The sequence below is a fragment of the Yoonia sp. JB2-21 genome (genome assembly GCF_055693545.1).
This window is the reverse complement of record NZ_JBVFUC010000001.1, coordinates 1,932,021-1,944,335: the sequence shown is the minus strand read 5'-3', so window position 1 is coordinate 1,944,335 and position 12,315 is coordinate 1,932,021. Positions and strand designations below refer to the sequence as shown.

General features: G+C 53.0%; 12 protein-coding genes and 1 pseudogene. 4 read left to right on the top strand and 9 right to left on the bottom strand.

What is annotated here, in order from left to right; all coding sequences use genetic code 11:
• Window positions 1–22: 22 nt before the first annotated feature.
• The 3 genes and pseudogenes from ACZ1G5_RS09670 to ACZ1G5_RS09660 form a co-directional block, all read right to left on the bottom strand.
• Window positions 23–130, bottom strand: a pseudogene (locus ACZ1G5_RS09670) (integrase core domain-containing protein); the annotation flags it as partial.
• A 45-nt stretch (window positions 131–175) separates the two neighbouring features.
• Complete coding sequence (locus tag ACZ1G5_RS09665) at window positions 176–514, bottom strand: type II toxin-antitoxin system RnlB family antitoxin (protein ID WP_472732635.1); 339 nt, start codon at window positions 512–514, stop codon at window positions 176–178.
• Window positions 515–524: 10 nt separating this feature from the next.
• On the bottom strand, window positions 525–1,592 hold the full coding sequence (locus tag ACZ1G5_RS09660; protein ID WP_472732634.1) for a type II toxin-antitoxin system RnlA family toxin: 1,068 nt from the start codon (window positions 1,590–1,592) through the stop codon (window positions 525–527).
• 697 nt (window positions 1,593–2,289) lie between these two features.
• On the opposite strand from ACZ1G5_RS09660, the gene ACZ1G5_RS09655 reads away from it, so the two are divergent.
• Window positions 2,290–3,443, top strand: a protein-coding gene (locus ACZ1G5_RS09655) for an IS3 family transposase (RefSeq protein WP_472732633.1) whose coding sequence is annotated in 2 segments (ribosomal slippage) — window positions 2,290–2,551 and window positions 2,551–3,443 — 1,155 coding nt in all. Because the reading frame shifts where the segments join, the coding sequence is not laid out codon by codon here.
• A 160-nt stretch (window positions 3,444–3,603) separates the two neighbouring features.
• Here ACZ1G5_RS09655 and ACZ1G5_RS09650 read toward each other — a convergent pair.
• From ACZ1G5_RS09650 to ACZ1G5_RS09635, 4 genes are all read right to left on the bottom strand, one after another.
• The gene (locus ACZ1G5_RS09650; protein WP_472732632.1) at window positions 3,604–3,867 is read right to left on the bottom strand and encodes a hypothetical protein; all 264 of its coding nucleotides are present in this window, start codon (window positions 3,865–3,867) and stop codon (window positions 3,604–3,606) included.
• Window positions 3,868–4,074: 207 nt separating this feature from the next.
• Window positions 4,075–4,998, bottom strand: a complete 924-nt coding sequence (locus ACZ1G5_RS09645; RefSeq protein WP_472732631.1) for an SOS response-associated peptidase — start codon at window positions 4,996–4,998, stop codon at window positions 4,075–4,077.
• A gap of 211 nt (window positions 4,999–5,209) precedes the next feature.
• Window positions 5,210–5,932, bottom strand: a complete 723-nt coding sequence (locus ACZ1G5_RS09640; protein WP_472734311.1) for an SH3 domain-containing protein — start codon at window positions 5,930–5,932, stop codon at window positions 5,210–5,212.
• Window positions 5,933–6,290: 358 nt separating this feature from the next.
• Window positions 6,291–7,190, bottom strand: a complete 900-nt coding sequence (locus ACZ1G5_RS09635) for an HNH endonuclease (protein WP_472732630.1) — start codon at window positions 7,188–7,190, stop codon at window positions 6,291–6,293.
• A 316-nt stretch (window positions 7,191–7,506) separates the two neighbouring features.
• Between ACZ1G5_RS09635 and ACZ1G5_RS09630 the strand changes: the two genes are divergently transcribed.
• Both ACZ1G5_RS09630 and ACZ1G5_RS09625 read left to right on the top strand, forming a co-directional pair.
• The gene (locus tag ACZ1G5_RS09630) at window positions 7,507–7,782 is read left to right on the top strand and encodes a hypothetical protein (RefSeq protein ID WP_472732629.1); all 276 of its coding nucleotides are present in this window, start codon (window positions 7,507–7,509) and stop codon (window positions 7,780–7,782) included.
• Between the two features lie 404 nt (window positions 7,783–8,186).
• Window positions 8,187–8,465 carry a hypothetical protein gene (locus ACZ1G5_RS09625; protein ID WP_472732628.1) on the top strand — a complete coding sequence of 93 codons (279 nt, stop codon included), beginning with the start codon at window positions 8,187–8,189 and terminating at the stop codon, window positions 8,463–8,465.
• Between the two features lie 531 nt (window positions 8,466–8,996).
• On the opposite strand, the gene ACZ1G5_RS09620 is transcribed toward ACZ1G5_RS09625, so the two are convergent.
• Window positions 8,997–10,391: a sensor histidine kinase gene (locus tag ACZ1G5_RS09620; protein WP_472732627.1), complete on the bottom strand. Its 1,395-nt coding sequence runs from the start codon at window positions 10,389–10,391 to the stop codon at window positions 8,997–8,999.
• Entirely contained in the window at window positions 10,388–11,056 is a 669-nt protein-coding gene (locus ACZ1G5_RS09615) for a response regulator transcription factor (RefSeq protein WP_472732626.1), read from the bottom strand. Before ACZ1G5_RS09615 ends, ACZ1G5_RS09620 begins: the two co-directional genes overlap by 4 nt.
• 130 nt (window positions 11,057–11,186) lie before the next feature.
• Between ACZ1G5_RS09615 and ACZ1G5_RS09610 the strand changes: the two genes are divergently transcribed.
• Entirely contained in the window at window positions 11,187–12,293 is a 1,107-nt protein-coding gene (locus ACZ1G5_RS09610; protein ID WP_472732625.1) for a tricarboxylate transporter, read from the top strand.
• The last annotated feature ends 22 nt before the right edge of the window (window positions 12,294–12,315 follow it).

Genomic DNA, 12,315 nt, shown 5'->3' with positions numbered 1-12,315 from the left:
AGCACTTGAGGCGGCACGAAAGCGTGACAGGTCCAAGGCTTGTGTGCGGGCGGTGGTGGTTGAAGTCGATGCGCCACGTCGCGATCAGATTGCGTGCATGGCGCAGGTTGTCGAACAGGTGCTCATTCAAAACTATGAAGGCAACAAACTATAGAGATCAAAAGCAGATTTAGAGCTACTGCATGAAACGCTTCAGTTCATCAGTCGAGAGTACACTGCCATGAAGAAATATTTGATCGCTTCTTGCCATTAGATCTTGCTCTCTTCGGACGGTTGGATTGACGCGTTCCTCTACTGCAAATGAACTACGATCAAACCGGTTTTTACTGAACTTCATGGACGCAAACCGATTTGGAGCTAAACCGTTGACTGAAAGCAAGTCGAAAAGCACCACGCCCTCGAAGCTCAAGCTAGCGAGTTGCGCGGTGAGACGCTTTATCTCACGCAAGGGATGGAAATCTGCCGTGGCCGTAACCACAGCAATTCCTCCGACTATGCGTACCGTATCAGTCATGGTTCCGTTGTTACTGTATGAGTGCATCAATCGCCGCATATGCGTCTTTCGACAACTCAATGGCTGAATCCAAAGTAGCTATCATTCTACTACCATTGGCAAATTCTTCCATGTGAAAAATTGTATGGCGGTGCTTTCTATAAAACACATAGCCATTATTGACCGCATTTACCAATTTTTTGTTAGGAACGCCCCCCTCATACTCGGGTTTAAGCTTAAATATGCCGGGTTTATCCACATCGAAAAAGTCACCAAAACCATGTTCTGCATCCTGAACTGACATACCCCAGTCAGCCATCTTCAACTTAAGGATACCTTCCAGAGATCTTAAGTCTGGGTAAAGTAGGAGACAATAGTCAGGCAACTGAGGCGCTGCAAGTTTAACGCAGCAGCTAGAAATTAGGAGCTTCTCGATATCTTTGGGTAGCTGATCGTAGCTATCTGGAAAAAAACGCTTGAGATAGTCTTCCGCCATCTCTTTACGAACTATAGAGGCGCTGCTGTCATCTTTGCGGTACAATACTTGCTCAAGTCCCTGTAGATCAAGAAAGTCGGTGAGTAGAAATATGATGCGTCGATAGCAAGAAAGAGGCTTGCCCTGAATTTGCAATTTCCTTGTTGTAAGATGGAGAGTAAGCTTGAGTGAGTCTTGGTGTTCAGAGCTCTCAAGCGTTACCTGCTTCTGCGTTTGTTCATCGCGATCGGTTGTGATCTCAATATCGACAGCTTCATTCACAAGCTCCAAGATCATATCGAAGGTCTCAACCGTTATTCCGCTAAGGCCAAAATTTACAGTCTCAAATTCGGCAGGATTGATTGTGGCTTTCAAGTGAACCGCAAGTTGTTCACCTAGTGGCTGGTTCTTTCCCATCTTCCATAGGATCGTGGTAGTGCCAGTCTTGTTTAGGAGCAAATCAACGGTCGCAAACTCTGCGCCCGATGGACCAAAGACTACCCTTTTACGATTCGCGAACGCTTGAACACCACCGTCAATCGAGTAGCCTTTCGCCTCCGCGAAGCTCTGAATGTTCTTGTCCAGAGTCTCGCGCGCGAGGTTGATATCTTTGTAGTCGGACATCTTCGTCTTTCCATAAAAAAAGAAGTGGCGCACTTCCCTTGGTTGTTTGTGTAGGAGGGGGCTTCCGCCGTCGGCCGAGCCCCAGAGAGCAGAAAGGCGTACCCCATTGAAACTTGCTGAGATAATTTTTAAGATCTTCTCGGAAATAATTTTTCTGAGAAATCACGGTCTGGCCTGATCGGATAAGTTCTCCGTATTGGTATAACCTTTTGTCGAGCAGGCTCCCCAACCCAAGTAGGTAGACCTTTACTCAGCTGATCAATAGTCCGCAATTCCCAATCGAAGAGTTGTGCCAATCTGTGTCGAACACGTCACGGTTGAGACGCGATCGGCCAAACAATTGCGCGGATCTTATTGTTCATCAGCGATCGTTCCTCCAAATCTCATCCCATGACTTACACAGCACATCATATCGCTTGCCGCCAGTTATGATTGACGCGACCGGTGAACCTGCTGGGTTTGCGCTTGTCGGCTGTCAGCGCGGCTGATCGGGGATGTATCGGAACGAACTTTCCTTGCCGAGCAGATGCTGCGATTGCTCAGATGGCGGCAGAAAGCCCAACTTGTGAATTCAGTTTTTTCGCTGCGCGCGCTCGCAGCATGAAAACCGCCGCGGTTTGAGCTACCCCCGAAATTCGGACACTGACGTAAGCTGCAATTTGTTGTCTGTTGATCTTCAACATGAAGGAGATTGACGATGTCGAAACGGAAGCAACATCACCCAGAGTTTAAGGCCAAGGTGGCGTTGGAAGCGCTGAAGGGGGAGGAGACGGTCAGCGAGTTGGCGAGCCGGTTTGGCGTGCACCCCACGATGATCCATCAATGGAAGCGGGCTCTGCTTGAAGGCGCGTCTGGTGTATTTGAGCGTGGTGGCCGGAAGGCACCGGAAGTCGATGAAGAGCAGGTCAAAGACCTGCACGCCAAGATTGGGGAGTTGGCCGTCGCCAATGATTTTTTGGCCAGAAAGCTCAAACCCTGGACCGGCAAGTGAGGCGTAAGATGATCGAGACCGCCAATGCCGACTTGTCTATCGGCAAACAATGCAAGCTGCTGTCGATCTCGCGGTCGTCATTTTACTACGAGCCCAAGGGCGAAAGTGAGATGAACCTCGATCTGATGCGCGTGATCGACAAGCAGTTCTTGGAAACGCCTTTTTATGGTGTGCGTCAAATGACGTGGCACCTGCGCAATGAGGATCATCTCGTGAACGAGAAGCGCATCCGTCGTCTCATGCGGCTCATGGGTTTGATGCCGATCTATCAAAAGCCCAACACCAGCAAAGCCGCGAAGGGTCACAAGATTTACCCTTACCTGCTGCGTGGGCTGCGTGTGGAACGGCCTAATCAGGTCTGGTGCGCTGACATCACCTATCTGCCAATGCGACGCGGCTTTCTATATCTGGTCGCGATCATGGACTGGCACACGCGCAAGGTGCTGGCTTGGCGTATCTCTAACACATTGGAGGCCGAGTTTTGCGTTGATGCCTTGAATGAGGCCATTCACAAGTTCGGCCCGCCGGACATTATGAACACAGATCAGGGCAGCCAGTTTACGTCGTTTGCTTGGACAGACCGGCTGCGACGATCAAACGTGCGCATCTCGATGGATGGCAAAGGCCGTTTCCTCGACAACATCTTCGTCGAACGGCTCTGGCGGTCTTTGAAATATGAATGCGTGTACCTGCATGCCTGGGAAACCGGATCAGAGGCGAAGGCAGGCGTCAGGAAGTGGATCGACTTCTACAATGACAAGCGCCCACATTCCGCCCTTGGCGGCAAACCACCTGCCGTGATCTACTGGCAGCGAATTGAAACAACTAACCCCGATCAGCAGGCCCAAAAAGTAGCTTAATTTACGCCAGATCCTGTCCAACAAATGGGGAGTAGCTCAGTTCCGTGCCGCGATGTGTGAGTTTAAGCGACGCCAGATTTTGCACTTGCAGAGAGTGACCGCAAATCGGGCTGCGGACGCAGCATTCCGACGGGTCATGCCCAATGTTCGCAAAGAGCCGCTAGCCTGACTCCGCCTTTCCAAATGCAAAGCCCATTGCTCCGCTGATAAGCGTTGCCGCTTCACCGGTAAGCTGGTCATTGATTCCCAAGAGTGCGACAATCGGCAATCCGAGGGCTATGACCACAAAACGGATAAAGCTCCAACCAATGCCCTTCCCGTCACCCATATTTCGGTTTCTCAATCCTAGCCAAAGAACAATGGGAATGGCGCTAGCCAACAGAATGGTGGCGATCGCGTGCCCATTTTCCTGAAAAAAATTCATGAATAAATTCCTATAAAGTCCAATGCGGACAACTTTTGGCTTTGGCTAAGCGATGTCAAGTTTCCAAACGGGCCAACCCATCTGATTTAAATAGGCTGCAACCGCCTGCTTTTGAAAAGTTGCGGTGCGGCAACGATCACGATGACGAAGACGAAAGTCCGGAATCGCCACCTGCCAGCCAGTGGCAAGCAACCGAACCAGCAGACACTATTTTGAGGTCCCAGAACCGTCTTGCGGCGTGCCGCGTGCCACAATCTGCAACAGCCCATCTGCGAGCGGCTTCTGTAACGACAGCGCCTCATCCGCATCGGCGCGCAGCCACGTGTTCACCTCGCCCATTGAAGTCAGAACAACTGGCATCGCTTTCGGATGGATCGTGCCAACTTCCGCATTTGCCTCGGTTGTCAGAAATCCAAACAGGTTGTCAGTGGTTTCACCGTCTTTCAGCTTTCGAACAGACGTCCACTCCGTCCAGATGCCGGCAAAGAACGCGATTGGTCGATCTTCAGCGAGGGCAAACCAAACTGGTTCCGAGGGTTTACCGACCTGATTGTGTGGCTCTGAAAACGATGTGAACGGGACAACGCAGCGGTGCTTCACACCAAACCACCTGCGCCAATGCGGAGATTTCGTGTTGCGAATGTTCGTCACGCCTCGGTCAGTCTTCTTGCCTTTCAACGCGAAGGCGGGCGATGGCATCCCCCAACGCATCATCGACAACATTGGTCCTGACTCTCCGTTGCTGATGACTGGTGCCTGATAATCCGGATATATGTCTGTCAGCGGCGGCAGGTTGCCCGTTTGATCTTCAAGGCCATCAAACAGCGCGCGTATCGCGTCTTGGCCTTTCGTCATCGAATAAAGATTGCACACACCAAACAACTCATCACTGCGCCACGCACCGTCGTGGACGGGGGAAGTATAGCCACGGCACTCGGTCCCGTCAGCAAGTATCAGGTCTGGAAAGGCCGTGATGAGCGCCCGAGCACTCTCTATATCGCGCAGATAGATCCCCAATGCATCTGTTGCGAGGCCTCTCGATGAATATACGGCGTAGAAGCCCGTACCAACTTTGGTTCTGAGCCAGGCGTGGATCGCGTCGAGGCGCATCCCAAAGCCACGATCGGGCACGGCAAACCTGACCCGGACCGGGAAGGCCAACTCATCAATCTTCTTTTGCGGGGTTGAGCGTCGAACTATGGCATACTCACTACTTCAAGCCGCAAAAAGAACATTAGGTGAACACCTAAGTCAAGCAGTGACTCGCTTTGACATGTCAGAAATCACCATCTTCAGCCGTGTCTTTGAAGGAAGGTCCCAGCAGGACAAATCGAATGACCGGCTATCGGCACCAATTACCTGGTCGCGGTGGGCAGCTTGTTCTTCCACATATGTAGGGGACGGCAAGGCTCTCTGAGATGAGGATGCGCCCAACATCAGTTCCATTTACTCTCAGCACTCCGCACTGTCGCCCGAAGTTGCAGCGGCTTGTGCCTTCCGTGCCTGGCTGACATGCACAACGAACACGTTCCAACTCGATACTTTGGGCATTGCTGACGAGAGCATTCAAACGCGCGGTTGCGCGGCGGCCAACATTGAGCTCGGCCTGGCACTGAGGCGAACTTGTTTCGGGTGTGTTAAAGCCTACCAATCGCACGTTTGCAGACTGTCCCTCGACGCCAATGGTGTCGCCATCAATGACGCGGATGGCGGAAGCGCTCAGTGAATATCGATTTGTCCTTACGCTTTCTGCGTTAGCGCTCCTGCTGCGCTGCGGTTGCAGATATCGGGAAGACATCCATCCTGTTCCCAACACCGACGAAATCTGGGTCCACCCGTTACGCTCGTTTAACCTGCGGACAAGTGTGCCTTCGCTCAGCTGGCCCATGACAGCGTTGCTAGTGCTGGGACCGGCACGCTGATTGACGCTGCTGCCAGTGACGATCAGGTAGACAGCCGCGTTGTTCCGTTCTGTTTGCCGGACATCGACTGCTCCAGAAGATGATGTGTCAAAAGCTGAGCCAATCAATCCAAGAAAACCGAGAACCAGCACTACGGGCCACATCACCTGCCGCGTGGCGCGACGCATCGCTCGTTGTGGGGCGCGGATGGCGCGTAAAGGAGACGTAGGTCTCCTGCGTGGGCTCTTCGGACGAGCAGGCGCGCTGGTCCGCGGTGCTTTTCGTTCTGAGGTTCTTTCCGGCTTTGCTTCACGCGGAAGATCCAAAAGCTGATGCAACTTCCGAAATTGCGCAGACGTCAGGCGCGTCTTGGTGCCATAGCTGTCGAACCGTGCCAGCAGATCCGTGAAGAATGAGCGTTCCCATTCGTTTGTGTTGCCGTTCTCGAGGCGATCACGGAGCTGGGCTTTGATCAGATCGGTTTTTTCTCGGGAGAACGGCATATGCCGACATTTCCTCTTCTTAGTGCTTAAAGCAATTCTCACGATGCCACGACACAAACTCTGCTCGCGGTTGTTCCGCCGCCCGTTCAGGCACCAAAAGCTTGCCCGATGCATTGATCATTGACGTCGCAGCATCCGGGTCGTTGGCTTGCCTCGACACCAAAACCGACAAATCATCTGAAAGGCCAACAAGTCCCCTGTCGAACATCCAATGCGCCGTGCCAGACAATGCGATACCATTGCTGATGATGTCGGGACCATCGTGTTCAACCGGCCTGATATGGGCAGCTTCTACTTCTGCACGTCCGCCACCGTTGATCAGACGCAGACCGGTGATCGCGCAGCGCTCGCCGTAAGCGCGGAGAACGGTTTTGCGAAAGTTGCGGTCGCGCACAGCCCTGTTGGTCAACTGATTGATGCGTTCTCTCGCGGTCGGGAACTCGAAGGGCAATTGATCTTCTTTGAACCCGCCAGTTTTACTAAGCTGACCCACCCGAGGAAGGATGTCGTGATCTTTTCCGAGGCCTAGCTCCAAGATCCGGGCGAAATCAGTTGGCGATAGCGGCCGGACAGCTGCCTGAGCTCTTCCAGATATTCTGCCCAAATCATTGAGCAGACCTTGTTCGACAATCTGGTGCTCATAGCGAAACGGCACTGCATCGCCAAAGTCGAGATATGTGCCCGGTTCAATCACCGCCAAGTGCATGTCTGCTTCGCTGGGATCAGGAATGACCTCCCGCACTTTGGCGACGGCGAAATAGCCCTTGGTGTTTCTAACCTTACTGGGCTCGAGATAGACGACCCAGTCACCCTCACACTGTTGAACGCGTGTCAGGTACTGCGCTGGAAACTGATATCGCTCCGACGGCACGTCGTCGTAGATTGAGTCAGTTCGGTGGATGAATACGCCAAACGCCATGACTTGAAACATGACTGGAAAGATTGAAACTGCCAACCCGCCAGGCAGCCAGAAAGACTTGTACGAAATTCATGAATTACGCCGAAACGGAAACATGTTGCCCTTTCTGTGCAACATGTTTCCTTTCATCTTACGCTATGGAGCACTGCGAATCCGTCAGAGCAACGTGCAAAGAACAACCGAAGAGTTCTGCAGTCGTGAGATTTTTCTTGCGCGAACTTGTCCGAAGCCATAATCAGTGCGGCTGACCGATGCACGGCCAGCGGTGCGTCCGGAAACCACAGAATTGGAGAACGCCATGTAGTAACGCAACTGCATGAAAGGCCTCGTCATGGCCCATTACAAACGAAAACGGCCGCGCATTGCGGGCCGCCGGAAAGGCTATTCCGCCAAAGGACTTGAGCGCCGTCTCGAACTTGCTGCTGAAGATGTACGCTGGCTCCAAAACTGGCCACGTTGGCACGACAAACTCTTTCATACGCGCCCTTCGCGGCGCGAAGAGCGGAAGCGTGAGCGGGCACTGCTGAAAGGCAACGACCCCGATAATCTTGTGTGGCCAACCAGCCGTAAGCCGCATCACTACTATTGGTGAGACGAAGAACTGCTCAGGAGGTAAGGGCGACTGCGCGATCTCCAGCTTGGGAAATCGAGTGGCTGGGTCGCGGATACGGCCTCGAGAATGTGAACTGATGTTTTGGATGTGGCATGAGCCTGCCGAATGATTCAAAACCTAAACTGCAATCGGCGCTCATAGGTGGGTAAATCGTGAACACAGGTCAGCTACAGCCAATAGCGATACCAGACACAACACCCTGTCGCTATATCTCGTTCAATCATGCACTAAACCTCAGGGCTCCTGGCGAAGTCACCGGTGACTGGCACTTCAAGGTGATGTTTTTCTGCGCAAAAAATGAACCTCAAAAATCCGCCACTGTCGCAGGGCGCGGCACAGGTGTTGATACGTCGCGGACCCTGGGCAGTCATGGAATTCGCGACATGGCGGACGAACTGGCACGTAAAAAGGTTCGACCGAACACTGGTCCGGTCTTTGTCGCCAACCATTGTCGCGCAATCGCTGACATCGCCATCGCAGAGGTTCAGGCAAAGCAATTTCCGCGATCTGTTACAGTGCGTTGCGTGAATCAATGGCTCGATACGCCCGAACAGATAGGCACGTTAATCGATCAATATCTGCGCCATCTCCCCAAGCAACTAGATGGATCCGAACTCGCAATCTACGAGGATTGGCTTGCTACAATTCGATATGAAGAGTAGCGATGGATCAACCCTGGATGAAACCAACAATTGTACTGGCAGGAACATGGGTGGCAATAGCCACGAAATTGCGCACCTTGATCACCAGATTTGCAACTCGTGATGCCAGCGACCCGCAGCAACAAGCGGACCTTGATGCCAGTTACGGCGATGGTCCGCAACGAGCCCTTTGTGTGAATTCGACTTTCCTGCTGCGTGCGCTCGCAGCGTGGAAAATGCTGCATCGGCGTAAAATTCGGTGTTGCCGCGCAACAGGGAAACCTGCCATTCACGCAGAGTGCAGCAAAGATCAGAGATCGGATTCACAGATTGTGGGACTTTGCTGCCATCCACATAGATCGCGTGAATAGCTGCATAAATTTGCCGTTGAGCTGCTATACGAACCATTCTGAAGTCGTTTCTGCGTTAGCGAAGTTTGACCTTAAACAGCTAGCCGGATGCAGTCCGATGTTCGTCCTAAGGGGAGCATGATAATGGTGAGAACGGTCGTTTAGCACGCGTGCGCGCCAGCACAGTTAGGTTTTGGACAGATCACACATCAATTGGAACCGTCGGAAAAATCGCGGCGATAGAGGTTCCGGCTGCACAGTCTTCGATTTTGAGCGTGCCTCCGTGATTTCTGCAAATAATCTGCGCAATCGAAAGACCAAGGCCACTGCCAACTCCGGGTCGCACTTGCGAAAACCGGGAGAACGCATGAATACTTTCTGACGGCATCAGGCCGACGCCCGTGTCGATCACACGCAGCACACAATTGGTAGTCTCGACGGAAACTTGCACGGTGATGACAAGATCGGTGCGGCCGCCATGTTTGGCTGCATTATCGAGTAAGTTCTGTAGGACTTCTTGCACCAAAATCGGCTCACATTGGATTGGGGCATGTGGTCCGCGTTCAAAGCTTACATCAAAGCCTTGCCTCAATAATGGGGGTGCGCTGCGTTCGATGACTTCAACGGCCAGTGCGTTTAGATCGTGCGTTTCTGCATTAGCCAGCAGCTTTCCGAGTTCGCGATTGCGCTCAAAAGACAAAAGTTGGTTTGATAGCCTGCTCAGATGCTTTGACGCCGTAATAAGCGCCGTGACACGTTCTTCTTTTGGTTCGGGGCCTGTTTCGACCTTTAAAGATTGTGCGAGGGATAGTACTCCGGCAATGGGGGTGCGCAGCTGATGGGCCGCGTTGGATAGAAAATGATCCTTAGAGCTGATCCGCCGCGATATCCGGTCAAGAAGATGGTTGAGTGTGGAGACAATGCCCTGAATTTCCTGTGGAACGCTGCGCGTAATGGGTGTGAGTTCATCCGCGCCACGCTTTGCAATAGCGGCCTCAAGGTCAGTGACAGGCCGCAGCGCAATGCGCAGGCCAAACCATGTTACCACAAGAACTGTGGTCAAGAGCAGTGCAAGAACGATGATGGTTTGCTTGACAATATCCCAGGCGAAACTTTCACGGGCGCTTAAATTCTGCCAGACGGAAATCACAAAATCCCCTTGAATCCAGCCAAGATCAACGGGTTCGTTCAGTTGCACAACCCGGACAGGGCTATCGCGATAGATACCGGAATAGATCTTTGCAGTCTCTGGCAAATAGGCCTTGAACTCTGGCTGGCTTGTTGCCGGATCTAGGGGCGGGGTTGCGTAGCCTGTCACAAAGGACCCATCCGGTCCTTTGACGTGATAAAAGATGCGCCCGCCGGATGTTTCGTTCAACAGCCGTAGCGTGTCAGTTGACAAGGCTTCGCCCTCTCGGATGCCCACGTCATTTGCGATCGACAACCCTATGGAGAGCAGTGTTCGGTCAAATAGGTTTTCGGCCAATCGGTTTGTTTCAAGAACACGCCACGTGCCCAACGCGACTGAGATACCAAACAACGGCACAAGCATGACAAGCAATAACCTTGTCCGCAGCGACAGCGCCGAGCGGCTCATGAGTCGGGTTCCATCAGGTATCCAAATCCGCGTACTGTCCTGATGGAAATTGCGTAAGTTTCCAATCGCTTACGCAAGCGTGAAACGCTGACCTCGATCGCGCTATGGTCAACATCTGCACCGGTACCGTACAAGTGCTCGATCAGACGTTCCTTAGACACAAGGCGACCTTGCGCGATAGCGAGGGCTTCAAACAAAGCAACCTCACGGCGTGGGATTTCAAGACGCACACCTTGCGATAAAACTTCGCGCGACGTCAGATCAAAGGACAGCGGACCAACACCGATGCGTTCTGACAAGAGCGCATGCCTGCGACGCAGCAACGCCCGCACGCGCGCGGATAGTTCTGGCAATTCAAAGGGTTTGACAAGATAGTCGTCGGCCCCTGCATCCAGTCCGGCCACCCGATCTTGAGTGTCGCCACGCGCTGTCAAAAGCAAAACAGGAAAGGTACAGGCGGCACCGCGCAATTGGCGCAGCAGGTCCAGTCCATTCATGCTTGGCAGGTTTATATCAAGGATAAGAAGATCTGCCGAAGCCGCCCTCAATGGACCAAGCGCGTCTTCGCCGTCAAAGTAAAGGTCTACCGCATGTCCTTCGTCGTTGAGGTGAAATGCGATGCCTTTGGCGACCGCCACGTTATCTTCGACAACCGCAATTCGCATGTGATGTGCTCCACGATAGCTTTCTGAAAGGTTGCTCCTGTAAAACAACCGGGCTGTAGCGTGGGAGGAGCCTCGCTATCACAAAAGAACAGGACTTCGCTAAAGATGTCCACACTTCTGGGAGGAAGACATGAAAATTAATGGAATCGCGCGCGGCGTCGCGTGCAGCGCACTTACCGCTGTTGTTGCCAGCTTTGCAACGCAAGGTGTCGCAGATGGTCACGCCCTTGATCTTGAAGGAAAAACGATTGACTTCGTTATTCCGTTCTCGGAATCCGGCGGCTCTGCGAAATGGGCGAATTTCTATGCGCCTTTGTTGTCCGAGGCTCTGCCTGGCAATCCGACAGTCGTTGTGAAATTCATGCCAGGTGCCGGGTCCACGACGGGCGCAAACTGGTTCCAGGAACAGCAGTTTGACGACGGTACAGTCATTTTTGGCACATCCGGTTCGACGCAGTTTCCCTATCTGCTAGGCGATCCACGTGTGCGCTATGAATACGGCGACTGGAATGTCGTTCTGGCGTCCGGCACGGGCGGCGTTGCCTACCTGCCGCCAGAGTTGGCCGAACAAATGGATGGTCTTGATGCCAGCGGTTTGCAGGGCGTAGATTTCATCTACGGCAGTCAGGGCGCGACCCGTCTGGATCTTGTTCCATTGCTCGCTTGGGAAATGCTTGGGTTAAGCGTCGAACCTGTTTTCGGCATCAAAGGTCGCGGCGATGGCCGCCTGATGTTTGAGCGTGGAGAAGCGAATATCGACTATCAAACATCGTCCTCCTACCTCAGCGGTGTGACGCCGTTGGTTGAAGGGGGAACAGCCGTTCCGATGATGAGCTGGGGCGCGCTTGATGGCGAAGGCAACATCGTACGCGACCCGACATTCCCTGACATGCCAACGTTTAAGGAAGTCTGCGAAGCAACGCCGGCTTGTGAAACGTCAGGCGATCAGTGGGATGCATGGAAAGCGTTCTTTATCGCAGGTTTCCCAGCGCAAAAGATGGTGTTCCTGCCCGCAGGTGCGACAGATGCAGCAATCGGCACCTACACAGAGGCGTTCAACGCCGTATTGGCGCGTGACGATTTCGCAGAGATTTCTGCGGACCGCTTGGGCGTTTATCCGCAAATGACAGGCGACGCCGCAAGCGCGACGTTAGAACAGGGTACAAACGTTCCCGATGAAGCCAAAGCCTTTGTCATCAACTGGTTGGACGAGCGCTACGGTGTAACGCTGAACTAAGTTCTCCCGGTCCTGCCCCTTA